Here is a 25340-nt window from a genome sequence, read left to right as displayed (position 1 = left end):
GGGTTTTGTATTTTTATAGCTTAAGCAGTATATGTTGTGTGTTCTCTGTGGGTGCATTTTACCGCAAAGAGCGCAAAGATTTTTATTTGTAAGGTTTATAAAAAACAAAAAGTTCGCAAAGCTTTGTCACTTCAGCTTTGCGAACTTTGCATTCGTTTCAACAGATAAAAACTTTGCGAACTTTGCGAAACCTTTGCGCTCTTTGCGGTAAAATGCACATTGCAGGTATACCTTAAATTCTCTTTTTTCTTCGTTCTATTCTCTTTTCTCCAAATACTTCTTATCCGTCAACGTTTTCATAAAAGCAATAAGTTGCTTTTTTTCTTTATCAGATAAGTTCAATTTGTCTTCGGGCAATGTTTGATTCGGAACGTCGAATCCTAAACCTAATCCTCCGCCCTGATCATAAAAATCAATTACTTCTTCGAGTGTTTTATAAACACCATTGTGCATATAAGGCCCGGTAAGTTCGATGTTTCTTATTGTTGGTGTTTTAAACGAATTTTTATGAATGGCTGCCTGCGTAATGACAAACTTTCCTAAATCGCCGTCGAGCTTTTTAGCTTTATTGGGAGTTCCCAGAATTTCACTTTCAGATCTGTCGAAATTGGGCGGAACAGTTCCGTTGGTTAGCGGAATAAAATGGCAAGTCGCACATTTGGCTTTGCCTGCAAATAAATTAAAACCTGCTTTTTCATCTTCGGTAAAGGTTGTTTTATTTTGCATGTATTCATCAAACTTAGAATCGTAATGACTTAACGAACGAATATAAGATGCCAAAGCATTTTTGATCGCAAACTCATTAATTTCTCCTTTTGGGAAAGCCTTTTTAAAATCCTTTACATAATCACCATTCTTTTGAATCGCCAAAGCCGATTGCTCTAAAGAGCCGTGCATTTCGTTTTCATTTTTTATAACTGCAATGGCCTGATCTTCGAGATAACTTACTCTCGAATCGGCAAAAAATACGCGCTGAAAAGCAATATTGGTTAAAGTTGGCGTGTTGCGCTGAATCATCGATTTTCCGTCTAATGCAACCGCCGTTTCTAAACCATCTGTAAAAGCTTTTTCGGCATGATGACACGAAGCGCACGAACGTGTATTGTTTCCGGATAAAACAGGATCATTGAATAACTTTTTACCCAAAGCAATTTTTTCCGGCGTTGTTTGATAATCAGGAAAACCTGAAAAAGCTTCTGCATCAAAAGCATCTTTATCGAATAAAGTTTGTGCCGTAACTTTCAAACCTCTTTGTTCTTTCATTACCGGAATTCCCAATTCGGCTTGTGTTTTGTAAAGTCCTTTACTTAACGGATTCAAAACTTCTTTGATAAAATCTGCCCTGTCAAAAGCATTAAAATTATTATTTTCCTTTAGATATTTCTTTCCTTTTTCCAGAATTTCAAGTACCTGTTTTCCATTCGAAACTGATTCGTTCTCCAGATAAACCTGATAATACTTCTCGATAGTGGCTAAAGCTACTGCAGCTTCAGGAAGTGAATTCAGTACTACCGGAGAATCAAAACCTGTAATTCCCAGAGTAATAATTCGGTAAACTTCAAGTCGCATCGCATCAAAAACATGCGCATCGGTTAGTTCATTAGATCGGGACACTTTTTCTAACCGAATTAAATTTGCCGATAAAACTCCCAATTCTTGCAGCAGTTCTTTTTTACCCTCTTTATTGTATTTCGGGAAAACCAATTCCTCGATAACCTGAAAACCTTCCGGTGGAACCGTTACTTTATCATTTTCTTCAAATTCAGGAATCGCTGGACCGTTGATCGATTTAGAAACCGCCGGCGAATAATACTCGCTGATCATTTCGACCTTTTTATAGATTTGATGCGCTTCCAGAAACTGTCTCTGAATTTGCTCTTCGGTAGAATCCGCTTGTACAGAATATTTCAGTTTGGCTACTTTTTCGACCAACAAAGTAATATCAGACTGAAATAATTCATTTATTTCCTGATGTTTGCTTTTTTTCTCACAAGCCACAAATACCACCAGGAAGAACAAACAATATATTTTTTTCATGATTTAATAAAAATTAAAAGAGGAATATTCAGAAAAACAGAAACCACTACTTCAAATAGAAATAGTGGATGACTGTTTTGTAATGATTTAAAAATTTATCTCGCCAAACCTTTTATAACCACAATTTGACTTGCCTGATTTTCTTTCGGGCGATTTGTTCCTCCGTCAGGACTTAAATATTTTTCTCCTGTCCAGGTATGTGGCTGAACGCTCAACATGAAAGTATCAGCAATACCAACCTGATCAGATACATCGATCAAAGCACCATATTCCCAATCTCCAAATTTAGAAGTTCCGCCTACGTTATATTTCGCAGCATCTGTAGCAGTACGACGGTGATCTAATTCTACCACAACTTTCAACGCTTTTGTAGCAATATTGTATTGGTAGATATAAGCATCGTGAGTTTCGTCTCCGTATCCGTTAGCATCTTCCTGAACGTAAACATAGTTTTTAGTGACACAAATATTATCCGGATTCTGGAATTTACCAGCAATCCCAGAGCGGTTATCTCCGTCAAGAATAACCTCAAGAGTTCCTTTTAATGGGTCAGCAGCATCAAGATTTAATTTGTAAACTCTACCGTATTTCGTTCTTGAACCATCGGCATTTGTTCCAGTTGTAGCTTGTCCGGTTACGTTAAAATACAATTCACGATCAGCAGCGTCGCCACCTTTGCGGTAATCTAAATCTTCTACACGACCAAATTTAATTGCTTTTAAAGTATTTACTGATGCATTGATTTGAGCGCCGGTAAGCGTTGTATGATTGTCGATTTTTACAAAAGAAACCGGATATGTTTTACTTACTTCAATATCTTTTTCTCTTTGGTTGTCGTCATTTCTTTTTAACATGTACAAAGAACCATTGGTTAAATCACCCACAGCATTCGATACATACATAAAAACCTGACCTCCGTAAGTTCCTGAATCGTCATCGCCAATTACAACTACTGTTTTCCCTTTATAAGCAGATGTACGCAATGGCAAAGCATTCTCAGCACTTAAACGGCCAAATCCAGACAATTCTTTAGATACAGATGCAGAACCTACACTTCCGTAAGGATCTAATGCATGCGTGCGGGATTCTTCACCAGATTCTCCACAAGTTAAATAAACAGGTCCAAAACCATGTTCTTCTTTTGTCGCCATAGTTGCGCCACACAATCTCCATGTTCCTCCGCTAGAGTTTAGCAAATATTCTCCTTTTGTAGGTTTAAATGTTTTGTCAAGCGTAATTCTCGAAACAGCAAAGTTGTCTTCGTTGTTTACTAAAAAAGTAAAAGTTCCGTCAGTGTTTTTCAATAAACCTGAACCATCTGCAGAACCTCCAAAAACAAATTTCGGACTGTCCGGAAATACATCATCTGAACTAAAAAGAGAATAAATTTTCAGACTCTCAAAACCTGCCTGTGCCTTCAATAAACTTGGCGTTACAGATTGATCCTTCAATACAACACTCGTTGGTGTTTCAGTTTCGTCTTTAGAGTCGTTATTGTTACAAGATGTAATCAACGAACCTAAAATAACAAGGGGTAGAATAATTCTTTTCATTTAGCTAAAAATTGGTTTTATTTTTTTTACAAAGTAAATCCCTACTCTTTAACTTAAAATGACTTTCATATTATCAAAAAAATAAGACTGAGATCAAAAACACAGGAAAATCACAAAAAAATTAACATTAAATTAGTAATTCACAACACAGGTAAAGTTCTAGTAACATTCAGCCAAAAAAAAGAGCCTTACTTTAAGACTCTTTTGCTAATTGCTCTTTATACTCCTCAAAATTGGCTTTTATTTTATCATCCAGTTCCGGTTCTTTTATATCAGTGTATTGTTTCATTTCTTCCCAAATAATCTTGGCTACAATATAACGCGCCATTTCCTTATCATCAGCAGGAACTATATACCAGGGCGCGTGTTCTGTCGAAGTTTTATTTATCGCCTCTTCATAATATTCCTGATATTCATCCCAATGTTCACGTTCTTTCAAATCTCCGGGCGAAAATTTCCAATTGTGTTTTCCTTCTTCCAAACGACGTAACAAACGTTGTCTTTGTTCTTCTTTACTCAAATGAAGATAAAACTTCATCACAATCGTTCCATTCTCGGCAATGTGACTTTCAAAGTTATTGATTTGCTCAATTCTCCTTTTCCAGAATTTAGGTTTAATATCATCAACCGAATTAATTCCCGGTAAATTCTCTGCCAAAATAAATTCAGGATGCACACGCGTAACCAAAACATTCTCGTAATGCGTACGGTTAAAAATCGCAAACTTTCCTTTTTCCGGCAAAGCGATATAATGTCTCCACAAATAATCATGTTCCAGTTCGGCCGAATTAGGCGTTTTAAAACTATGCACCACTACTCCACGCGGATTAAATTCTTTAAAAACTTCCCTAATCAAACTATCCTTACCCGAAGTATCCATTCCCTGAAGGCAAATTAAAACCCCGTATTTATTATGAGCATACATGACATCCTGCAAATCGCTCAGTTTCGCCTGCACTTTATCCAGTTTTTCTTCTTTTTCGTCATCATCCGCTTTTACCTTTAATAAGGTCGGAATCTTTGATAATTTTATTTTATCTGTAACTTTAAAATCCTTCGGGTCTATCGATTTCATATATGTTGATTTTATTTATTAGAGGTCATATATGTTATCGCCTTTTCAAATCTTTTTCTTTCTATAGAGATTTATAAGTGGCGATTTCATATATTCTACATTTTTATAATTATAAATATACTAATTTTACGAATCCCGATAGCTATCGGGACTGCTCATTGCAATACTTTTTCGATAAATTCTTTTTTTTACAAGCCACAACAAGAGCTTATCCCGATACGTCGGAAGTCGCTTTGTTCTGTCAGTAAAAAATACAATTTCTTCTCAAAGTATTTTCATTGCTATCAGGGCTAGGTTTAGTATTCAAAAGAACTTTTCCAATATTTCAAAATCAATAATGACCAAAACAATTCTATTTTTATTTGTTTTTTATTTATCCACTATAGGAAATGCACAAACCAATAAAGAAATTGACATTGATAAATTAACTTCTGATTTCATTAAAGATCTTCAGTCAAAAAAAATCGATACAATTTGTGTCTATGAAAATTATTGTGTGGGATGCGAACGAACATATGATTCATCTAAAATATATGACGAAGAAACTTGCGAAGATGAACTAAAATATGAACCAGCATATGTTTTCTGGAAAGAAAAAGGAAAGACATTCTTAACTAAAATAAATACCTGTTTCAAATACCCTGGAAGCATTATCTTTAAAGTTAATTTTTGGGATATTTATTTCTCAAATAAACATTTAATCGAAAAAGAAGCTATCAAACCATTTGAATATAAAATTTCACCTGATAAGAATAAACACACATCAACTTTGAGAACCTCTCATTCAAGATATCAGGTTTTTAAAATGATAAATAAGAATAAAACAACAATAAAAGTCTTCGACCATTTTAACCTAAAAAAAACAAACGATACTTTCTCAGACAAAACATTGTACAATATAAACTACGAACATAACATTAACTTAAAAAGTAAATTAATCATTGACATTCTCGAAAGAATAACTTCAGAAGCAGAAAAAAACAATACATTTAAAAAGATAAAGTAGAGATAAATAAAAGCTTTCAAAACAAAAATTCATGGAAAAATTCACATTAGAAATATTATTTCAAATCATAGGCATCGGTTCAGCATCGGGATTATTTTATAACAATGATGCACTTTATATTATTGGTGATAACAGCGGATTTTTATACGAATACAACATGCAGAATCAGCAATTAAACCAACATGCATTAATTGATAATCCGTCGCAAAACATTCCGAAAAAACTTAAACCCGATTTTGAATCGATCACGCATCATAATGATACCTTATATGTATTTGGTTCCGGTTCTACCGAAAACAGAAACAAAATGATCGAGTTTGATCTTAAAAACAAAACCATTTTACAAAAAAACAATCTCGTTGATTTATACGGTTTAATGCAAAGTTTTGGCGAAATAAAACCGGAAGATTTTAATCTCGAAGGTGCCATTTTTGATGGTGAAAACTGGTATTTATTCAATCGCGGAAACGGAGTTTCGAATAAAAACACCATTTTTACCATTCATGCTAAAAGTTTGGGAGAAGAATTTGCTTTGGTTGCTACCAATTATAAATTGCCTAAAATAAAAGGTGTTCGCTCCAGTTTTACCGATGCTATTTTGGTCGAAGACAAAATTTATTTCCTTTCTACCGCTGAAGATACCAAATCAACATACGATGATGGGGAAATCCTTGGAAGTTTCATTGGCCGAATCGACCTTAAAACCATGAAAATAGATTTTACTCAAAAAATAACATCAACCAATAAATTCGAAGGTTTGACTTTCTATAAAAAATCAAATGACAAAATTGAGTTTTTATTGTGCGAGGATAATGATACGGAGTTGTTGGAAACTAAGATTTTTAAATTGAGTTTACCGGTTAAGTAAATTTTGTGAGACTTTGTGAATTTCTCTGTGAATCTCTGTGCCATTATTATAACACAAAGGTTCACAAAGCTTTCGCAGAGATACGCAAAGATTATTGAAGATTACCAAAAAACGTAGAGGCGCAAAGCAGTATGTCTCCCGTAAAGAATGTCAATTTGCATCGTTAATCTCGAATGAAAAAATTATTTGACCAACTGCAAAGATGGATTAAAATCCATCCCTACAATATGATCCGTTCCTCCGGAACTCTTTGTAAAATTCCGGAGGAATGATTTATTTTGTAGCCAGGGATTTTAATCCCTGGAAATGCAAAGTAGATCGACAAAGATTGGCGAATATCCTTGCGCCTTTACAAATATATTCAAAGATAAAACCTCTGTACCTTTAAACCTTTTGCAACTTTGAACCTTTAAAAAAAACTTTTTTTAATAACCGTCCCAACCTTTTTATCTTTTTAACCCTCTTTAGTATAAAGACAACAATTGTGATAAACGAAACGCTAATTTCTAACTGCAAAAAAATGAACCGCGATGCGCAGCGTCAGGTTTATGAGCACATGGCTCCAAAATTGTATCGCCTTTGCAAACGATACCTCAAAAAGGAAGAAGAAATAGAAGAAGCTATGGCTGACGCTTTCTACACCATATTTACAAAACTGGAACAACTAAAAGAAGTTCTGGCTTTTGAGGCCTGGGCGCGCAAAATAACCGTAAATCATTGTTTGGCAACGATCAAGAAAAACACCAATTTTAATATGTATCTTGATGATGTCAAATTACTTTCGCAACCTTTTACGGATGAGATTAATACATTAGAAGAAGAAGATTTACTCAATTTACTCAACCATATTCCAGACGGCTGCAAAACTGTTTTTAATCTTTTTGTTATCGAAGGTTTCGGACACAAAGAAATAGCCGCAATGCTAAACATTTCTGAAGGCACATCAAAATCACAATTGAATGCCGCTAAAACGAAACTAAAGGAATTAGTAAACAAATTGTATTACCAAAAAGTAAAATAGTCATGGACAATCAGGATAAAATATTCAATAAATTTAAAGAAGCCGCAGAAAACTCGGAACAAAAGGATTTTCCCGGAATGGATAAAGTCTGGGCGCGCGTTGAAGATAAACTCGATAAAAAAGAAGATAAAAAAGCAATCGCATTATGGAAAAAAATTGCCATCGCAGCTTCTCTTTTATTACTTATTTCGATAGGATCTCAGTTTATAAAATCAGATAAAACAACAATTCAGAATTCTACAATTGTTAATAAAGAAAAGATAGAACAAAACATTTTAGAAAAAAATGAAAGTGTTGTTTCTTCAGAATCACCTCTCGTTCCAAAACCCGAAGCGGTTAAAATTTTAGACAAGCCAATTATCAGCGAAAACAATGCAACAGAAACAACCGTTTATGTTACTGAAGCTGTGGGAGCAGGAACAGCAGATGCCATAATTATCGAAGAACCAGCTGCCGCACCAATACAAGCTGAATATGCTTTAGAAGAGGATAATAATAATTTGAAAGACAAAGCAGCTCAAAATTCAGATTATTCCAGAACTGTAGAAAGAGAATCGGCTAAAGTTGCTTTTGCTGATAAACAATCTCAAATGACTAAAAAAAGTGCTCCGCTAATTGTTCTCAACGGAAATGCAATAGCGCACAGCGACGACCAAAAAAGAGACAAAATGATGCAGGCCGAACTTCCGAATTTACAACCGGAAAATGTAGATTCACTGGTTGTTCTGGATGCTCCATTATATATTATTGACGGAATTTATTATTCTGAAAATGATTTATTCGGTAAAAATCCAACAAGTCCTTATGCACCTTTAAACAAACAGGAAATAAAAACCATAACTGTTCTTCAGGATCTTGAAGCTACATCAAAATATGGTGAAAAAGGCAAAAAAGGAGTTGTCATTATTACTACTAAAACGGGTAAGCCAACTCCTAAAAACTAAAAGAAAAAATCTAAAAAATCTTTGTCAAAGTATGGTGCTTTGACAAAGATAAAAACCTATCATTTATTTAAAATTAATCATGAAAAACGTAAAACTTATTTCATTAGCACTTTCTATGCTTATATGTTTCGTAGGAAAAGCGCAGGAAAAAACAACTAAAAAAGACACATTGCACTCCATTTTAACCAATAAAATAATTATCTGTGCACCATCAAGGCCTCTTCTTAATGAGCCACTAACAATTCTGGACGGAATTGTAATAGATGCCAAAAAGTTTTCTAAAGTAAATCCTAATGACATTGAAAGCATTAAAGTTCTAAAGGGTATTGATGCCACTGCTCTTTATGGAAACAAAGCTGTAAATGGAGCTATTATTATTACATCAAAAAGAAAAGAGTAACTGTTTTAATTTCGTCAATTTCATTCGAATTTAATATTGATTTATTAACAAAATTATTTTTACATTTGACCTCCTTTTGAAAATTCTTCAAAATTTCTTCAGATAAAAAATATTTACATAAATCAATATCAAACAAAATTTCATGAACCCACTTTTAAATCAGAATCTATTTCTTGTAAAAGAACATATCGGAATGTTTAAAGCCGCTAACAACTATGATATTTATAATCCGGAAAGCAATGAAATTATAATGAACTGCCGCGAAAATAATCTGGGCTTTTTTACCAAAATGTTACGCTTTACCGATTATAAAAGAATGACTCCTTTTGATATTGAAATTACTACCGCTTCAGGCGAAAAAATAATTTCGGTAAAACGTGGTATCGCATGGTTACGTTCGACTGTTGAAGTTTTTGACGAAAAAGATCGTTTGGTGGGAACATTTAAACAAAAATTATTTTCGATTGGAGGAAAATTTGAAATTCTGGATAAAAACGAAAGAACTGCCGCAACGCTTCAGGGAAAATGGACGGGCTGGGATTTTAAATTCAGTCACGAAAACAAACAATTGGCTCAGGTAAGTAAAAAATGGGCAGGAATGGGTAAAGAGTTTTTTACCAGCGCTGATAATTATGTACTGCAAATCGAGGAAACTGTTGCACCTGACAGCCCGCTTAGACAATTAATCCTTGCCGCTGTCATGTGTATAGACATGGTACTAAAGGAATAGATAAAAGTTGTTAAACTTAGATTAAGAAAATAGCTGAAAGCATCATTTTAGGAAGCAAAAACTGTATTTTTGTGTTACTAAAATGATGCTTTTTGCATTTCTAAAAAATAAATCATGACAGACTTAAAAAATAAAAATGCCTTAATTACAGGTGCAGGAAAAGGAATTGGAAAAGCAATTGCGATTGCACTTGCTAAAGAAGGAGTAAACGTAATTTTAGTTTCAAGAACTCAGGCAGATGTTGATCAATTGGCGACTGAAACTGCTGCATTAGACGTAAAATCCCTGGCTTTATCTGCTGACGTTTCAGATATTAATTCTATCAATGGTGCTGTAGAAAAAGCTTTTGCAGAATTTAAAACCATAGACATTTTAATCAATAATGCCGGAATCGCTGCTTTTGGAAATTTCATGACATTGGAGCCAGCTGCCTGGGAAAAAATTATTCAGGTCAACTTAATGGGAACGTATTATACAACCCGCGCTATTTTACCTAATATGATCGAAAGACAAACTGGTGATATTATCAATATTTCGTCGACAGCAGGATTAAACGGAAATGCATTGACAAGTGCTTACAGCGCATCGAAATTTGCCGTTTTAGGATTGACTGATTCTTTGATGCAGGAAGTTCGTAAACATAATATTCGCGTTACGGCTTTAACTCCGAGTACGGTTGCCACCGATTTGGCTTTAGATTTAAAATTAACAGACGGAAATCCGGATAAAGTAATGCAATCTGAAGATGTAGCCGAATTAATTATTGCTCAGCTGAAATTAAGCCGTCGTGTTTTTATAAAAAACAGCAGTATTTGGTCTACTAATCCTTAAAAAAATCAATAAATTCCAATTCCGAAACTTCGGGATAAATTCCAAATTCCAACTGCTATTTAAATTGGAATTTGGAATTTTAAAAATTGGAATTTTAAACAAAACATAATGGAACAATATTTAAGACAATTAATATCAATAGAATTCACAGATAAAAAAGAACTTTTTACCGGATTTCTAATTGATTATTCTGATGACTGGATTTTACTGCGAAACAATCCTGAAGATTTTATACTGGATGGATTTGTGATTTTGAAAAACAAAAATATCGAAGCCATTCACAGAGATCAGGATCTTGCATTTACTGAAAAAGTAATTCGCTTAAAAGGTCTAAAAACAAATGCTGAGGATATTATCCCGATTCGTGATTTGAGTTCGATCCTGAATTATGTAAATAATAAATACGGTATTTTTCAGATTTCGAAAAAATCAGCGAAATCAGCTTATCTAGGAAAACTGATAGAATTAAACGACGAGGAATTAACTATTGATTTTTTAGATATAAAAGGTCAGTTTGGTGGTGAATTGAGTTTTAATCCACAAAAAATCAGAGTTATCGAGTTTGATACAGATTATATCAATTCGTTGAAATTGGTGATTCCGGAAGATCAGAAATAGAGTATGTATAAAACTATCCTGTTATTCGCCGCTTTTCTTTTGATTTCCTGTTCGCAAAAAAATAAATCCGAGAATCCAATAATCGAAAAATCAAAAAAAGATTCTGTTTCGGTTAAACTTCAAGACAAAACTTCTCAAGGAGAAAAAACAAATAAACTCTTGATTGGTGAAAAAATTGAAGGCGACTTCGATGGTGACGGAAAAAATGAATTTGCCTTTGTTACAAAAACAAAAGAAGGTGAAGGAAATCCTATTGAAGACGGTACTCCTGACGAATACACGATTTCTTTTAGTAATTCAGTATTAAAACCCATAATTATTGGATGTTGTGAAGCTCAACTTATTAACGAAGGAGATTTAAACCAAGATGGAAAAGATGATTTTTCAATCTTTCAGGCGCCTATGAACGGATGTACTTATTCGATGACAACCTATTCTTTACAAAATTCAAATTGGAAACAAATTATAGAATCCTTTTTAATTTCAACTGGTTGTGATGGATTTACAGCTGAAGATTTACAAAACACCATTTTTATTAAAAATAAAACAGTTTATAAAATGGAAAGGGATCCTAATGACGAAAGTTTAAAATTGACCCGAAAGAAAATTGAATTGAAATAAATGTCGCGAGTTTTTGCTATTCATTCTCTGAAATGGGTAATTCTAGAAGATCAGAAATAGAATTTAACGTTTCAACTTTGTCAAAGTTTTAAACTTTGACAAAGTTCTAGAAAACAGAAAAGCCCTTTTGTACAAAGGGCTTTTCTGTTTTATTAGTGTGGTTGCTTCGTTCCTGGCAATGACAAACTTTGCGCAAAAACTATATCTTTTATGCTTCTGCCAATTTATTTAAAAACTCTAAACGAACACTTCCGTCTTCGTCGATTTTTGTCAGGTTAATTTCTTGTAATGTATTTACCAATTCCGGATTCCATGGTGTTTTTACTTTTACGTAGTTTTCGGTAAAACCGTGAATATATCCTTCTTTATTTTCACTTTCGAACAAAACCGTTCTGTTAGATCCTAATTGACCTTCATAGAAAGCACGACGTTTTTTAACGGATAATCCGCGTAGCATTTTGCTTCGTTTTGCTCTTACATTTGCAGGAACAGTTCCTGGCATATTTGCCGCTTCGGTATTGTCTCTTTCAGAATACGTGAATACGTGTAAATATGAAATATCCATTTCATTAAGAAAATGATACGTTTCTAAGAAATGCTCATCGGTTTCACCAGGGAAACCTACAATCACGTCGACACCAATACAAGCGTGTGGCATTACTTCACGAATTTTGTTTACTCGTTCTGTATAGACTTCACGTAAATAACGACGTTTCATTAATTTTAAAATATCATTACTTCCTGATTGCAACGGAATATGAAAATGAGGTACAAAAGTTCTGCTTTTAGAAACAAATTCTATCGTTTCATTTTTCAATAAATTAGGCTCTATTGATGAAATTCTCAAACGTTCGATTCCGTCAACCTTATCCAAAGCCTGAACTAAATCAAGAAAAGTATGTTCGTGTTTTTTGTTCCCGAATTCTCCTTTTCCGTAATCACCAATATTTACTCCGGTTAAAACAATCTCTTTGATATTTTGAGCCGAAATCTCTTTGGCATTTTGTAATACATTTTCTAAAGCATCACTTCTTGAAATTCCTCTTGCTAACGGAATCGTACAATAGGTACATTTATAATCGCAACCGTCCTGAACTTTCAGGAAAGCACGGGTTCTGTCTCCAATAGAATAACTACCCACATAAAAATCAGCTTCGGCAATTTCGCATGAGTGAACCTCACCCATGTCATTTTTACTCAAATCATTAATATAATCGGTAATTTTAAATTTTTCGGTAGCACCAAGAACCAAATCAACGCCATCAACAGCCGCTAATTCTTCCGGTTTTAATTGTGCGTAGCAGCCTACTGCCGCAACAAAAGCTTTATCGTTAAGTTTCATTGCTTTTTTTACGACCTGCTTAAATTGCTTATCAGCATTCTCAGTAACTGAGCAAGTATTGATAACATAAATGTCTGCTATTTCTTCAAAATCAACGCGATCAAAACCTTCGTCATTAAAGTTTCTGGCGATTGTAGAAGTTTCTGAAAAATTCAGTTTGCAACCAAGCGTATAAAAGGCAACTTTTTTTCTGTTTTCCATGGGAATAAACTACGTTTTAAGTAGTAAGATATTATATTTACATCTCTTTTAAAGAGTTTGCAAATTTACGTACAATATTCTTTAAAATAAAATCAATAATACACTATATATCAATATTTTGAAGCAAACCAATATTTAGTCTGTTCTAAAAAACTATATAGTAAACCAAACAAACAAGGAATAAAATTTATTTGCAATAAAAGCAACTCATGAATTCAATAAGAATAAAATGACAAAATTATCGATTAAATGCAAATATCATCGATTAAATACATTTTTTCACGTATTAAATTCAAATTTTCTTACATTTAACTTTGTTTAATTCATTCATAAAAAGTAATTTCACTTTCTATAAAACTAGTAAGAAAAAATTATATTATTTAAACAATAATTTGCACATAACAATTTTGATTTTCCCTCGTTATGTTGTTGTTTTGTTGTTATAAAAAATGGGAAGGCCGAAAACCAGAAAGAGTAGGCAAAAATTATAAATTAAAACTCCATATGAAAGCATTTTTACCCACAATCTGCTTGATGTTCTTAACCATTTTTAGCTCGCAAGCGCAAACTGCTGCTCCAGCTGCTAATCCATTTCCATCTATTAGTACATTGACAACTTGGGCGAGCTTAAATTCTCAATCTCAATTTGATATTGCAATTCGTGCGGTTGGATTTAAATTTGAAGTAAAAGAACCGGGTGAAGGCTCAACAGCTTACACTTATATTCGCAAAGTAACAGTAAATGAAGTAAACTATACAGATAGAATTGTTTACAGAATTACAAGTAATAATTCAGCAAGTATTATTTCGTTAGTAACGGCTTCTACTGATTTAGTTAGTTTGTATACTCCACAATTGTCAACTTTTAAGAACAACAATTGTAAAACTGAAATGTCTAAAGACAAAAACACTACTTGTACTTGTTACGAAAGCGCGAATTTTGCAATCGATCTTTGCGACGAGCGTGTAAAACTTACAATGGGTGACGGAAATAAATATTTTGTTTCTGTAGCTAAAAAATAATTTCTAATATAAGTATTAGAAAAACTACGAGCTGTTTTCCAAATCTTTGTGAATCTTAAACGAGATTAAGTTTACAAAGATTTGGAACGCATTTCTTAGGTTTTATAAGTTTGGATTTTTTAGTTCGTACCAAACTTCCAATTCTTCTTCATATTCAAAAGAATTCACGTACTGCAAACCAAGCTTTTCTAAAATTCTTCTTGAATTTTCATTTCCTTTATCAGCGTAAGCGTATAATGCATCTACTTTCATTGTATTAAAAGCATAGTCTACAAAAGCTTTCCCAGCTTCGGTTGCGTATCCTTTTCCCCAATGTTTTTCGATAAAACGATATCCTATTTCATAAAAATCTTTATGATTATTGATTTCATTGGTAATAAATTTTATTCCTGACCAGCCTATAAACTCATTGTTTTCTTTTAGAACAACTGCCCAGCGACCAGTTCCAAAATTTTTGTATTGTTGCTGAACCAATTCAATATAAGCCCGACTTTCGTCAATATGGGTAATAGGTTTATTTCCAACAAAAAGATGAACATTAGGATTAGAATCCAATTCAAACATTCCATCAACATCCGTGAGAAGTAATTCCCTTAAAAGCAATCGTTGTGTTTCTATTGGCTCTTTCATCTAAAAAATTTAGTTTAAAATATAGCGTTGTACCACTTCAGCAACTCCATCATCATTATTTGAAGCTACAATAATATCTGCTCTGTCACGTAATTCAGGCGTAACATTATCAACCCAAACTCCAAGTCCGGCGTATTCTATCATGGTTAAATCATTTCCAGCGTTTCCTACGGCAATAATTTCACTTTGATGAATGTTTAGCTTTTCAGCCAAAAGTTTTAAACTCGCCGCTTTATCAATTCCGTTTTGAGCTGCTTCCAGGAAGAAGGGTTTGGACATTGCAACACTTAAATGTGGCATTGCCAGTTTTAAATCTCCTTCAACTTCTTTTAGATAAGAAGGTTCTGCCAATAAAATACATTTTACCGCTGGTTTGGTAACTGCTGCTTTAAAATCAGGCACTTTATTGTGTGGTAATCCGGTGATTTCTTTTTCGATGTCGATGTACTCAGAATCTGTTTCGCTAACAATTTCACCATCAATATAGGTAATAATATGCGTTTTCATTTTTACACTATAATCGTATAAATCATGAATTTGTTCCGGTGTCAGGCATTGTTCGAACAACACCAGATCATCTTTTACTGTACTAATTACAGCACCATTAAATGAAATAATATAAGAGTCGTACAAATCAAGTTGCAATTCTTTAGCGTAAGCTGTCATGGCAGATGTTGGTCTGCCTGAAGCCAAAACTACATGAACGCCTTTTGCCTGCGCTTCAAGAAGTACTTTTTTATTTAGGTCCGAAATTTTATGATCGTCTGTCAACAAGGTATCATCCATGTCGAGCACTAGCATTTTATATTGCATTATTTCTTAGTTTTCACTTATTAGTCGCAGTACACAGTCTCAGTTTTCAGTGCTCACTGAGACTGAAAACTGAGACTATTTACTTATCTAAAGACTCATTCTGAATTCTTCTATAACCGGATTTGCTTTTGCAAAATCTGTTTCCTGAATAAATACCTCAACGGCTAAATCAGATTGTCCAAAACCGCCTAAACGAGCTGACTGAATATTATCTTTTTTTGTAGTCTCTACTCCTGCTTCTTCTAATCTTTCTTGTAAAGCAAGCGCTAAAACTTCACTTCCTGAATATACTTTCATTAATCCCATAGCATTCTATTTTTATTATTTTTTTATTTCTACTGTAATATTACTTTTAGCTGATTCTGAAAATCATTGTTTTCATTCATACCAATATGTTCCTGATCTTTTAGCGGATAAAAATGCTTGTTACTTTTTAAAAGTCGACTTAATCTAACCGAATTTTCATAAGGAATCAATTGATCCTTCATTCCGTGAAAAATGTAAACTGGTGCTTTTACTTTAGGCAGATATTCATACGTTTCCAAACTAAACTTTTTTAAGAAATCCGGAAAAAACGGTACTCTTTTACTAGATAATTCTGTAAAACTAAAATAAGGCGATTGCAATATCAAAGCTTTAGGATGATTCTCATAAGCTAAAATAGTTGCAAGTCCGGAACCAATTGAATAACCCGCAATAATAATTTTATTTTTCGGATATCGTTTCGTTAGTGTTTTATAAACAACAGAAACATCTTTATTCAATTGTTCTTCGTTCTCAATTTCACCTTCACTTTTACCAAAACTTCTATAATCTAAAATAAAAATATCATATCCTAAACGCGTATAAATTTTCGCGATCTTTCCCCAAGTTTCTAATGTTCCGGCATTTCCATGAAGATAAAAAACTAAACCTTTAGAATTTTCAGCTTTAAATAATAATCCGTTTAATTTTACGCCATCAAAAGATGTGATATTTATTTCTTCAAATTTCTGGTGATAATCAAATTGATAATCTTTTGAAAGTTGAGCACTTTGGAAAACCATTCCAACCTGATTGAAATAAACATAGGAAACAATGACTACATAAATAACAACAAAAAATGCCAGAAGCACAATTGTCAAAAATTTAAGTGTTTTCAGCATCTCCATAGATTATTTTTTAGTTTTCAGTCGCAGTCACAGTTTTCAGAGTGAGACTGAAAACTGCGACTTCCTTACTCTTCTTCCTGAATATCATCTTCTTCCTCATCAAGCTCCTCTTCACCTTCTTCATCCATATCAAATAAATAAGGTTCCAACATCATTTTATCTGCCAGAATTTCGATACGTTCTGTCAATGTTTCAGCAAAAATAAGACGCTGCGTTTTGGTGATACTGTTAGAAATACGCATGATTTTAGTTTCGTGACGTAATTTCAGCATTGGATCAGCATCATCGATAATAAACATTTTTAAGCGGTTTACATTATACCCTGCGGTTGTAAACATGTCGCTTAATTTATTGGGTGTACCAATTAAAACGTCTATTCCGGTAGAAATATAGTTTTTATCATAATCTGTATCACCTTTGTCGTGTACACCGTAAACTTCAAGATTAGAATATTTCCCGTACTTCTCAAAAAGTGCTTCCATTTCTAACACTTTAGCTTTGTCTTCAACAAAAATCAAAGCACGTGGTGATTCTTCGGTATGACCTGATAATTGCTGAATTACATTCAAAACAATAGTTGTCGATTTTCCGCTTCCTGCCGGAGAAAGAATAATGCAATCTGCACCACTTTTTATCGTCGAAAAAGTTTCCTGCTGCAAAACATTTGCTTCTGTTAAACCATTTTCAACTAAAGCGTCTTGTAATTTTTCGTTTATTTTTTTTAGTTTCATCTTTTTGTGCTTTAAGCTTTAAGCTCTACGCTCTAAGCAAAAATTATTTATTCTATTTGATAGACTAAAGCCTCAAGCTTAAAGCCTATTGCGCGAAGCATCTATTTGCTTGCAAACATTTTTACATCGGTTTCAGAAATTTCGTTTCCTCCTAAAATGATCAATCTTTCGACTACATTTCGCAGTTCGCGGATATTTCCTGTCCAATCGTATTCCTGCAATAATTGTATGGCTTGCGCCGAAAATACTTTAACCACGTTTCCTTGTTCCGATGCAATTTTAGCAGCAAAATGTCTGATCAAAGCCGGAATATCATCACGTCTTTCGTTCAATGGCGGAACTTTAATTAAAATCACAGCCAAACGATGGTACAAATCTTCACGGAAACGACCTTCGGCAATTTCGGTTTTTAAATCTTTATTGGTTGCAGCCACAACACGAACATCGACTTTTATATCTTTTTCGGCCCCAACCCTGGTAATCATACTTTCCTGCAAAGCACGTAAAACTTTGGCTTGCGCCGAAAGACTCATATCTCCAATTTCATCCAGGAAAATAGTTCCTTTGTCTGCCGCTTCAAACTTTCCTGCACGATCTTTTACTGCCGATGTAAAAGCACCTTTTACGTGACCAAACAATTCACTTTCGATCAATTCACTTGGTATTGCGGCACAGTTTACTTCGATTAAAGGAAAATTAGCACGTTCGCTTTTTTCATGTAATTGATGCGCTACTAATTCTTTTCCGGTTCCGTTTGGTCCCGTAATCAAAACTCTGGCTTCGGTTTGCGCTACTTTATCAATCATCAATTTAATATGATTGATGGCTTCGCTCTCGCCGACCATTTCGTAGTTTTTGCTGACTTTTTTCTTTAGGATTTTATTTTCAACTACAAGTTGTTTTTTATCTAAAGCATTACGAACTGTATTCAATAAACGATTTAAATCCGGTGGTTTCGAGATATAATCAAAAGCTCCTAAACGCATGGTATGAATCGCGGTTTCCATATCGCCGTGACCAGAAATCATCACCATCGGGATTTCCGGTTTGATTTTTTTAGCTTCTTCCAAAACCTCAACACCGTCCATTTTTGGCATTTTGATATCGCACAAAACCAAATCGTAATCGTTGTTTTTTATTTTTTCAAGACCCGCAACCCCATCTTCTGCTTCATCTACCTGATAGGTATCATTCTCTTCTGATAAAATCTTTACCAAAACTCTTCTGATCGATGCTTCGTCTTCTATAATTAGTATTTTACTCATTTTTTTGAGGTTCTAAGGTTCTGAGTTGCTAAGGCTCTAAGGTTTTTATTTATAAAGCTAAGAAATCTTAGCCTCTTAGTATCTTAGCAACTTTTAAAAGTTAATATTTAAGCCATCTATACAATTCCTTCCAGGTTGGTTTCTTGCCGTACATTAAAATACCAATTCGGTAAATTTTGGCGGCGAACCACACTACAAGGAAAAACGTAGCAAACAATAATGATACCGAAATTGCGATTTGCCACCAAGGCACTCCAAACGGAAGTCGCATTAACATTACAATTGGCGAAGTTAACGGAATCATCGAAAACACAACGGCAATTGTTCCGTGGGGATCATTTACAACCGTAAAAAATCCGATATAAACACTTAAAATTAGTGGCATTAAAATAGGCAAAAGAAATTGCTGAGAATCGGTTTGATTGTCAACTGCTGCTCCAATTGCTGCATAAAACGAACTATATAAAAAATATCCTCCAATAAAATAAATGATAAAACCTATTATGATACTGGCAATGGGCAAATTCCATAATTCGCTTATGTACATTTGAGCACTTCCCGACATTTCATTTTGCGCTGACTGCATTAATTCAGGTGAAATTCGTGCTGTTGGTCCAACATTTACGCCAAAAAAAGCCGAAGCTGCAAACATCAAACTCAACCCTATTATCGCCCAAATCATAAATTGTAATAATCCTGCCAATGAAGTTCCGATGATTTTACCAATCATCAACTGAAATGGTTTTACCGATGAAATAATGATTTCTATAATTCGGTTTGTTTTTTCTTCGATGACACTACGCATGACCATGTTTCCGTAAATGATAATGAACATCATAATCAAATAGCCAAATGCTCCGCCAATACCTATTTTAATTTCATTTAATCCTTTTAGACTCTCTTCTCCGGAAGCTTTTATCAAATGAATATTAACTGAAGATTGTGCTTTTTGAATGGCTAATGTATCGAGTTTTGCTGTTTCGAGATTTATCTTTGTAATTTTCTCCCCAATAACATCCTGTGTTTTTTCGATAAAAGAAATACTGGGACTATTGTTCGAAATAAATTCAATTTTACTTTCTAAATCTTTTAAATTATTTGTTTTTGGAATAATAATTAAACCATCAAAACTCTCATTCGTAATACTATCTTTAAGCGCTTTTGTATCTATTTCAGACAGATTTAGATATTTAAAGGCTGCTTGTTTTTTGTTCTGTTTTACAAAATCATTCGCAAACAAACCTGTTTCGTCATGAATGGCGATTTTTTTTGTTTCAGCTTTCATCGAACTCAAATAACCAATAAATCCCGCGATTGCAACAAACAACAACGGACTTAAAAAAGTCATGACAACAAAAGACTTATTGCGAACTTTTGCAATGAATTCTCTTTTAATAATTAATGAAATTATACTCATTTTTTTATTTTAGATTTTAGATTGTTGACTTTAGATTTTACATTTTAGACTCCAGGTTTTCACTCTAAAATCTAAAATCTGAAATCTAAACTTTTTCAGTAACTGTCTGAATAAAAATATCGTTTACACTTGGTATTTTTTCTACAAAATGGGTTACTTGTCCGCGTTGTGTCAGGATATTTAATAACTCATTTGGAGTCGAATTTCCTATCTGGATATCCAATTTCAAATCATCATTCAATGATTTAAAACTTGCCGGCGAAACCGTAAACTTTTGCGTGATATCGTACATTAAACCTTCAACATTACTGGTCAAAATCCCTACTTCAAAACTATTGGTTCTAAACTGACGTTTGACGTCGCTTAGTTTTCCTTCGATTAATTTATTCGATTTATGAATTAAAGCAATATGATCGCAAAGCTCCTCAACGCTTTCCATACGGTGAGTCGAAAAAATAATGGTTGCACCTTGTTCTTTTAATGCCAAAATTTCATCTTTGATCACATTTGCATTTACGGGATCAAATCCGGAAAAAGGCTCATCAAAAATCAGCAATTTTGGTTTATGCAATACACAAACCACAAACTGAATTTTTTGTGCCATTCCTTTAGAAAGTTCCTGGATTTTTTTGTTCCACCAACCCTGAATTCCCAAACGATCAAACCAATATTCAAGCTGCACTTTTGCTTCGGCTTTACTAAGTCCTTTCATTTGTGCCAGATACAAACATTGCTCGCCTACTTTCATCGAGGTATACAACCCTCTTTCTTCAGGAAGATAACCAATAGTCTGCACATGTTTTGGCTGTAATTTTTCTCCATCTAAAATTATTTCGCCGCTATCCGGCAAAGTAATTTGATTGATGATTCGTATAAGGGAAGTTTTTCCGGCTCCATTTGGACCTAATAGCCCATAAATACTACCTTTTGGTACATTTAATGAAACTTCGTTAAGCGCTACATAATCGCCGTATTGTTTTACGACTTTATGTACTTCGAGTAAGTTGCTCATGCTATATTTAAGATTTTCTGCTTTGGTTGGACCATTGTGGCATTAAGAATGTAAAAGTAAATAATTACTAACGAAATTTTGTATTATTAGCAAAAAAACCCATTCTATAATTTAGTATAGAATGGGTCTTAAATTTATTTACTTTTTAAAAAAGCTGAGTTTATGAAAACATATCTTTTACTTTCTCAAAAAATGATTTTTCTGATTTTTCAGGACTTGGAATAAAATGATCGTCGTTTAAAGCATTTTCAAAAAATTGTTTTTGCTCTTTATTCAACGTTTTTGGCGTCCAGACATTTACGTGAACTAGTAAATCACCACTTCCGTAACCGTTTATACTAGGAATACCTTTTCCTTTTAATCTCAGGATTTTTCCGGATTGGATTCCTTCTTCTAATTTAATACGAACTTTTCCGTTGATGGCTTCAATATCTTTAGAAACTCCTAAGACTGCTTCCGGGAAACTGATGTATAAATCATAGTGAATGTTTTCACCTTCACGTTTCAGGAATTCGTGCTCCAGTTCTTCGATAGCTACAATTAAATCTCCTGGAATACTATTTCCGGGAGCATCGTTTCCTTTATTAGAAACTTTCAATTGCATACCATCTACAACTCCAGCAGGAATTTTGATTGATACTGTTTCGTCTTCCTGAACCATTCCCTGAGCATCTGCTTCAGAAGGTCTTTTATCTAAAATCTGACCAGAGCCGCCACAAGTAGGACAAGTTGACGCAGATTGCATTCTTCCTAAAATAGTATTGGTTACGCGCATTACCTGCCCCTGACCGTTACAAGTCGAACACGTTTTGTATGTTACTCCTTTAGCCTGAACTTTACGTTTTACTTTTACTTTTTTCTCAACTCCATTTGCAATTTCTTCTAAAGTCAGTTTTACTTTAATTCGAAGATTGCTTCCTTTAGCACGACGAGGGCCACCGCCTCCGCCTCCACCGAAACCACCAAATCCTCCACCAAAAATATCACCAAACTGGCTGAAAATGTCATCCATATTCATACCACCGTGGCCACCGCCAAATCCGCCGGAACCATCAAATGCCTGGTGTCCGTATTGGTCGTATTTCGCTTTTTTGTTAGGATCGCTTAGAACTTCATACGCTTCTGCAGCTAATTTGAAGTTTTCTTCTGCCTCTTTGTCGCCTGGATTTTTATCCGGGTGATATTTCAATGCACTTTTTCGGTAAGCTTTTTTAATTTCGGCAGCATCAGCATTTTTTGAAATGCCTAGTATTTCGTAAAAATCTTTTTTCATAATTTAGGTTAAATTGCAAATCAAACAATTCCAAATTCCAATACTTTAAAAATTGACCTTCAGAATATTTGTCCGTTTTTTTTTAGTTTCCGGTAACAACTTTAGGGAAACGAATAATTTTGTCTCCTAATTTGTATCCTTTTTCAATAACATCAACAATTTTCCCTTTTAATTTCTCAGACGGAGCCGGAATTTGGGTAATTGCCTCAGCAAAATCAGCATTAAAAGCATCTCCTGCTCTTACTTCAACTTGCTCTAAACCTTTAGAAACCAAAGTATTTCTCAATTTTTCGTGAATCAACTCAACACCTTTTTTCAGATTTTCATCATCAGACTTGTTGATTTCTACAATCGCTCTGTCAAAATCATCCAAAACAGGAAGCATCGAAACTAAAACATCCTGATTTGCAGTTTTAAACAATTCGATACGTTCTTTTGAAGTTCTTTTTTTGTAATTTTCAAATTCAGCAAATAATCTCAAGAATTTATCTTTTTCTTTTGCCAAGTCTTGAGCCAATTGCTCTTCAACACTTAATTCTTCAACAATTAATTGTTCACCGTTTGCATTGTTCTCTAACGTTGCATCATCTAATTCCTGATCGAACTCTGTATTTTCCGTAGTCATATCACTTTTATTTTTAAAAATATTCTTAAACTTCATTTTTTATTCTTTCTGTTGGATTGCAAAAGTACTGCCAAATCTTGTAAAATGTCAAATTGTCACTTTATTGCAACTGAGCCGTTTAAAAAACGAAAATTACGAATTAAAATTTAATACAATTTTAAGACTATTACGTTTTAGTTTATAGTAAATTTGAGTTCCAAAATTGGAAATTAAATTATCACCAATCAAAATTGAATTTAAGGTTAGCCTCGGCTTTATAAATAATTATTAATTCAACTTTACCTTATATTAAAAAAAGCTTCGCCTATTTCAGACGAAGCTTTTTTTTATGCTTTTTTGAGAAAGAAAAATTTACCGCAGAGAACGCAAAGGTTTTTCCGCAGAGATCACTAAGATTTAAGTTGTGTTTACACAATCTAAGTCCGCAAAGCTTTGTGAACTTTGTGTTTTTTACTAAGCTAACAATTTAAAAAACTTTGTGTTCTCTGCGGTAAATTTTTTTCCTCTTAATTTTTATAAAAAAAGAAAGTTCGCAAAGCTTTGTATTGATTTAGCTTTGCGAACTTTATTATTCTTAGATAAAAATCTTTGCGCTCTTTGCGGTAAAAAATATTGCACGGGCGGAGGGATTCGAACCCCCATCAACGGTTTTGGAGACCGCTATTCTACCCTTGAACTACGCCCGTAACTTAAGGTCGGCAAATTAAAAGTTTTTTTTCTTCTCTGGCAACTATTTCAGGCATATTTAAAAAGATTTCAGCAAGATAATTGCTGATAATCCATTAACACAATCAACCACAAAGCTTTGCGAAAGTTATCCTTTTCTATCAAAAACAAAAACTTTGCAAAATTAACCGCAAAGTGCGCTAAGATTTTAAAGGTAGGTTTTATAAAAACACAAAGTTCGCAAAGCTTTATGTTTATCTGGCTTGGCGAACTTTGTGTTTTCTATGCTTGAAGTAAAACAAAAACTTTGCGTTTAATTTCGCTACGAATTCACGAATTATTTCCTCTAATTATCGCAAAGCTTTGCGAACTCTGCGTAAATCTTAGCGTCCTCCTATGTTTGCAAAGTTAATTTAGAAGTTTTTACTTTTTTAAATTTGCATTATTAAAGTGAAAAGGGATGAGAGTGCATTCGCGGCTAAATAGTTCGTAGAAACATATTCTCGCAAAGAAATTACCTCATTCTTTTTTATCTTTTAGAGTCTGAACAGAATGTAAGGAGTTAAGCATGCTTAATATCCAGAATATCCAATCAGGAGAAAAGACGAAGGAAGATTCATCACTTTATATATTAAATTTAAAAAAAGTAATGATGGGTAAAATTGTAAAACAAGTAGCAGGAATTGATGTAGCTCAAAAAGAATTGGTAGTGACTTTAGGACATCTTTTAGATGATTTTTCAATAGAATTATTTGCCTATAAAGTTTTCAAAAATAGCGATTCTGGTTTTAAATCATTGGTTGAGTGGACAAATAAATTAACAGACAATGAAGTTGATGTTCTTTATGTTATGGAGGCTACGGGTGTATATCATCAAAAGTTTGCTTATTTCTTAACTGACAATAATTATAAGTTAAGTATTGTACTGCCTAATAAAATAAGTAACTACATGCGAACTTTGGAGTTAAAAACCGTTACAGACAAAAGCTGTTCCCAGGCAATCGCCCAATTTGGTTTAGAGCGAAAATTGGATAAGTGGTCCAAGCCTAAAGTTACTTATAAGGAATTGCAGCAGTTAACCAGGGAAAGAGATCAGATTGTTCAGGAAAGAAGCATTATCAAAAATCAAATACATGCTGAAATCACAGAAGCTGAACCAAATCAGAGAAGCTTAGAGAGAATGCAGGCAAGAATACGATTTTTAAATTCACAGGAGAAAGAAATTAAAGAGGATATTGACTGCATCGTAAAAGAAAATCCGGATTTAAGACAAATTATAGACAGGATAACAACCATACCGGGAGTTGGGGAACTGACAGCTGTAATTGTTTTGGCAGAAACAAATGGTTTTGAGCTAATCAGAAACAAATCACAATTATCCAGTTATGCGGGACTGGATGTAAAAGAAAAGCAATCTGGTACATCAGTAAAAGGAAAACCCAGAATATCTAAAAAAGGAAATAGAGCCTTAAGAAAATCAATGCATT

General features: G+C 33.8%; 25 protein-coding genes and 1 tRNA gene. 11 read left to right on the top strand and 15 right to left on the bottom strand.

Features of this window, described 5'->3' with window-relative positions; genetic code table 11:
• Positions 1-255: 255 nt before the first annotated feature.
• From ACIDC4_RS16020 to ACIDC4_RS16010, 3 genes are all read right to left on the bottom strand, one after another.
• Positions 256-2037 (bottom strand): cytochrome-c peroxidase, encoded by a 1782-nt coding sequence (locus tag ACIDC4_RS16020; protein ID WP_412044133.1) that lies wholly within the window; start codon positions 2035-2037, stop codon positions 256-258.
• Between the two features lie 95 nt (positions 2038-2132).
• Positions 2133-3590: a PhoX family protein gene (locus tag ACIDC4_RS16015; protein ID WP_412044134.1), complete on the bottom strand. Its 1458-nt coding sequence runs from the start codon at positions 3588-3590 to the stop codon at positions 2133-2135.
• 193 nt (positions 3591-3783) lie between these two features.
• Complete coding sequence (locus ACIDC4_RS16010) at positions 3784-4665, bottom strand: PPK2 family polyphosphate kinase (protein ID WP_412044135.1); 882 nt, start codon at positions 4663-4665, stop codon at positions 3784-3786.
• 337 nt (positions 4666-5002) lie between these two features.
• On the opposite strand from ACIDC4_RS16010, the gene ACIDC4_RS16005 reads away from it, so the two are divergent.
• From ACIDC4_RS16005 to ACIDC4_RS15965, 9 genes are all read left to right on the top strand, one after another.
• A complete protein-coding gene (locus tag ACIDC4_RS16005; RefSeq protein WP_412044136.1) occupies positions 5003-5671 on the top strand; it encodes a hypothetical protein in 669 nt (222 codons plus the stop codon).
• Between the two features lie 31 nt (positions 5672-5702).
• A complete protein-coding gene (locus ACIDC4_RS16000; protein WP_412044137.1) occupies positions 5703-6539 on the top strand; it encodes a DUF6929 family protein in 837 nt (278 codons plus the stop codon).
• A gap of 520 nt (positions 6540-7059) precedes the next feature.
• A complete protein-coding gene (locus tag ACIDC4_RS15995; RefSeq protein ID WP_412044138.1) occupies positions 7060-7560 on the top strand; it encodes an RNA polymerase sigma factor in 501 nt (166 codons plus the stop codon).
• A 2-nt stretch (positions 7561-7562) separates the two neighbouring features.
• Positions 7563-8504, top strand: coding sequence for a hypothetical protein (locus ACIDC4_RS15990; protein WP_412044139.1), 942 nt, complete (start codon positions 7563-7565; stop codon positions 8502-8504).
• A 79-nt stretch (positions 8505-8583) separates the two neighbouring features.
• The gene (locus tag ACIDC4_RS15985; protein WP_412044140.1) at positions 8584-8904 is read left to right on the top strand and encodes a TonB-dependent receptor plug domain-containing protein; all 321 of its coding nucleotides are present in this window, start codon (positions 8584-8586) and stop codon (positions 8902-8904) included.
• A gap of 142 nt (positions 8905-9046) precedes the next feature.
• Positions 9047-9634, top strand: coding sequence for an LURP-one-related/scramblase family protein (locus ACIDC4_RS15980; RefSeq protein WP_412044141.1), 588 nt, complete (start codon positions 9047-9049; stop codon positions 9632-9634).
• Between the two features lie 114 nt (positions 9635-9748).
• The gene (locus ACIDC4_RS15975; protein ID WP_412044142.1) at positions 9749-10465 is read left to right on the top strand and encodes a 3-ketoacyl-ACP reductase; all 717 of its coding nucleotides are present in this window, start codon (positions 9749-9751) and stop codon (positions 10463-10465) included.
• Positions 10466-10573: 108 nt separating this feature from the next.
• Positions 10574-11083 carry a hypothetical protein gene (locus ACIDC4_RS15970; protein WP_412044143.1) on the top strand — a complete coding sequence of 170 codons (510 nt, stop codon included), beginning with the start codon at positions 10574-10576 and terminating at the stop codon, positions 11081-11083.
• A gap of 3 nt (positions 11084-11086) precedes the next feature.
• On the top strand, positions 11087-11704 hold the full coding sequence (locus ACIDC4_RS15965; RefSeq protein WP_412044144.1) for a hypothetical protein: 618 nt from the start codon (positions 11087-11089) through the stop codon (positions 11702-11704).
• A 208-nt stretch (positions 11705-11912) separates the two neighbouring features.
• Here the strand turns inward: ACIDC4_RS15965 and mtaB are convergent, their stop codons facing one another.
• Entirely contained in the window at positions 11913-13247 is a 1335-nt protein-coding gene (mtaB, locus tag ACIDC4_RS15960; RefSeq protein WP_412044145.1) for a tRNA (N(6)-L-threonylcarbamoyladenosine(37)-C(2))-methylthiotransferase MtaB, read from the bottom strand.
• A 504-nt stretch (positions 13248-13751) separates the two neighbouring features.
• Here mtaB and ACIDC4_RS15955 point away from each other — a divergent pair.
• Positions 13752-14270, top strand: coding sequence for a hypothetical protein (locus tag ACIDC4_RS15955; protein WP_065451486.1), 519 nt, complete (start codon positions 13752-13754; stop codon positions 14268-14270).
• Positions 14271-14372: 102 nt separating this feature from the next.
• Here the strand turns inward: ACIDC4_RS15955 and ACIDC4_RS15950 are convergent, their stop codons facing one another.
• The 11 genes from ACIDC4_RS15950 to ACIDC4_RS15900 form a co-directional block, all read right to left on the bottom strand.
• Positions 14373-14900, bottom strand: a complete 528-nt coding sequence (locus ACIDC4_RS15950; RefSeq protein ID WP_412044146.1) for a GNAT family N-acetyltransferase — start codon at positions 14898-14900, stop codon at positions 14373-14375.
• A gap of 9 nt (positions 14901-14909) precedes the next feature.
• On the bottom strand, positions 14910-15713 hold the full coding sequence (locus tag ACIDC4_RS15945; protein ID WP_412044147.1) for a Cof-type HAD-IIB family hydrolase: 804 nt from the start codon (positions 15711-15713) through the stop codon (positions 14910-14912).
• Between the two features lie 87 nt (positions 15714-15800).
• A complete protein-coding gene (locus tag ACIDC4_RS15940; protein WP_230040820.1) occupies positions 15801-16019 on the bottom strand; it encodes a putative signal transducing protein in 219 nt (72 codons plus the stop codon).
• Between the two features lie 29 nt (positions 16020-16048).
• Positions 16049-16864, bottom strand: a complete 816-nt coding sequence (locus tag ACIDC4_RS15935; protein ID WP_412044148.1) for an alpha/beta hydrolase — start codon at positions 16862-16864, stop codon at positions 16049-16051.
• Between the two features lie 65 nt (positions 16865-16929).
• The gene (locus ACIDC4_RS15930) at positions 16930-17595 is read right to left on the bottom strand and encodes a DEAD/DEAH box helicase (protein WP_412044149.1); all 666 of its coding nucleotides are present in this window, start codon (positions 17593-17595) and stop codon (positions 16930-16932) included.
• 101 nt (positions 17596-17696) lie between these two features.
• Positions 17697-18860: a sigma-54-dependent transcriptional regulator gene (locus tag ACIDC4_RS15925; protein ID WP_412044150.1), complete on the bottom strand. Its 1164-nt coding sequence runs from the start codon at positions 18858-18860 to the stop codon at positions 17697-17699.
• Positions 18861-18960: 100 nt separating this feature from the next.
• Positions 18961-20277, bottom strand: a complete 1317-nt coding sequence (locus ACIDC4_RS15920) for an ABC transporter permease (protein ID WP_412044151.1) — start codon at positions 20275-20277, stop codon at positions 18961-18963.
• A gap of 85 nt (positions 20278-20362) precedes the next feature.
• Positions 20363-21289 carry an ABC transporter ATP-binding protein gene (locus ACIDC4_RS15915; protein WP_412044152.1) on the bottom strand — a complete coding sequence of 309 codons (927 nt, stop codon included), beginning with the start codon at positions 21287-21289 and terminating at the stop codon, positions 20363-20365.
• Between the two features lie 160 nt (positions 21290-21449).
• On the bottom strand, positions 21450-22562 hold the full coding sequence (gene dnaJ / locus ACIDC4_RS15910; RefSeq protein ID WP_412044153.1) for a molecular chaperone DnaJ: 1113 nt from the start codon (positions 22560-22562) through the stop codon (positions 21450-21452).
• 82 nt (positions 22563-22644) lie between these two features.
• Positions 22645-23223: a nucleotide exchange factor GrpE gene (locus tag ACIDC4_RS15905; protein WP_412044154.1), complete on the bottom strand. Its 579-nt coding sequence runs from the start codon at positions 23221-23223 to the stop codon at positions 22645-22647.
• A 579-nt stretch (positions 23224-23802) separates the two neighbouring features.
• Positions 23803-23873: transfer RNA gene (locus ACIDC4_RS15900), tRNA-Trp, on the bottom strand.
• A gap of 632 nt (positions 23874-24505) precedes the next feature.
• Here ACIDC4_RS15900 and ACIDC4_RS15895 point away from each other — a divergent pair.
• Positions 24506-25340: IS110 family transposase (locus ACIDC4_RS15895; RefSeq protein ID WP_488381149.1), on the top strand; the 835-nt coding region annotated here is incomplete at its 3' end.

The organism is Flavobacterium sp. C3NV (genome assembly GCF_046825355.2).
Classification (GTDB): domain Bacteria; phylum Bacteroidota; class Bacteroidia; order Flavobacteriales; family Flavobacteriaceae; genus Flavobacterium.
Note: the sequence above shows the minus strand (reverse complement) of the source record. Positions and strands in the feature narration are given on the sequence as shown.

Bases quoted from the DNA above. Each gene is read 5' to 3' on its own strand.
- ACIDC4_RS15985 (WP_412044140.1), top strand. From the start codon at position 8,584: ATGAAAAACGTAAAACTTATTTCATTAGCACTTTCTATGCTTATATGT.
- ACIDC4_RS15930 (WP_412044149.1), bottom strand. From the start codon at position 17,595: ATGAAACTAAAAAAAATAAACGAAAAATTACAAGACGCTTTAGTTGAA.
- ACIDC4_RS15995 (WP_412044138.1), top strand. From the start codon at position 7,060: ATGAACCGCGATGCGCAGCGTCAGGTTTATGAGCACATGGCTCCAAAA.
- ACIDC4_RS16020 (WP_412044133.1), bottom strand. From the start codon at position 2,037: ATGAAAAAAATATATTGTTTGTTCTTCCTGGTGGTATTTGTGGCTTGT.
- ACIDC4_RS15920 (WP_412044151.1), bottom strand. From the start codon at position 20,277: ATGAGTATAATTTCATTAATTATTAAAAGAGAATTCATTGCAAAAGTT.
- ACIDC4_RS15955 (WP_065451486.1), top strand. From the start codon at position 13,752: ATGAAAGCATTTTTACCCACAATCTGCTTGATGTTCTTAACCATTTTT.
- ACIDC4_RS15980 (WP_412044141.1), top strand. From the start codon at position 9,047: ATGAACCCACTTTTAAATCAGAATCTATTTCTTGTAAAAGAACATATC.
- ACIDC4_RS15970 (WP_412044143.1), top strand. From the start codon at position 10,574: ATGGAACAATATTTAAGACAATTAATATCAATAGAATTCACAGATAAA.
- ACIDC4_RS15925 (WP_412044150.1), bottom strand. From the start codon at position 18,860: ATGAGTAAAATACTAATTATAGAAGACGAAGCATCGATCAGAAGAGTT.
- ACIDC4_RS16010 (WP_412044135.1), bottom strand. From the start codon at position 4,665: ATGAAATCGATAGACCCGAAGGATTTTAAAGTTACAGATAAAATAAAA.
- mtaB (WP_412044145.1), bottom strand. From the start codon at position 13,247: ATGGAAAACAGAAAAAAAGTTGCCTTTTATACGCTTGGTTGCAAACTG.
- ACIDC4_RS15990 (WP_412044139.1), top strand. From the start codon at position 7,563: ATGGACAATCAGGATAAAATATTCAATAAATTTAAAGAAGCCGCAGAA.
- ACIDC4_RS15975 (WP_412044142.1), top strand. From the start codon at position 9,749: ATGACAGACTTAAAAAATAAAAATGCCTTAATTACAGGTGCAGGAAAA.
- ACIDC4_RS15950 (WP_412044146.1), bottom strand. From the start codon at position 14,900: ATGAAAGAGCCAATAGAAACACAACGATTGCTTTTAAGGGAATTACTT.
- ACIDC4_RS15965 (WP_412044144.1), top strand. From the start codon at position 11,087: ATGTATAAAACTATCCTGTTATTCGCCGCTTTTCTTTTGATTTCCTGT.
- ACIDC4_RS15935 (WP_412044148.1), bottom strand. From the start codon at position 16,864: ATGGAGATGCTGAAAACACTTAAATTTTTGACAATTGTGCTTCTGGCA.
- dnaJ (WP_412044153.1), bottom strand. From the start codon at position 22,562: ATGAAAAAAGATTTTTACGAAATACTAGGCATTTCAAAAAATGCTGAT.
- ACIDC4_RS15915 (WP_412044152.1), bottom strand. From the start codon at position 21,289: ATGAGCAACTTACTCGAAGTACATAAAGTCGTAAAACAATACGGCGAT.
- ACIDC4_RS16015 (WP_412044134.1), bottom strand. From the start codon at position 3,590: ATGAAAAGAATTATTCTACCCCTTGTTATTTTAGGTTCGTTGATTACA.
- ACIDC4_RS15940 (WP_230040820.1), bottom strand. From the start codon at position 16,019: ATGGGATTAATGAAAGTATATTCAGGAAGTGAAGTTTTAGCGCTTGCT.
- ACIDC4_RS16000 (WP_412044137.1), top strand. From the start codon at position 5,703: ATGGAAAAATTCACATTAGAAATATTATTTCAAATCATAGGCATCGGT.
- ACIDC4_RS15905 (WP_412044154.1), bottom strand. From the start codon at position 23,223: ATGAAGTTTAAGAATATTTTTAAAAATAAAAGTGATATGACTACGGAA.
- ACIDC4_RS15945 (WP_412044147.1), bottom strand. From the start codon at position 15,713: ATGCAATATAAAATGCTAGTGCTCGACATGGATGATACCTTGTTGACA.
- ACIDC4_RS16005 (WP_412044136.1), top strand. From the start codon at position 5,003: ATGACCAAAACAATTCTATTTTTATTTGTTTTTTATTTATCCACTATA.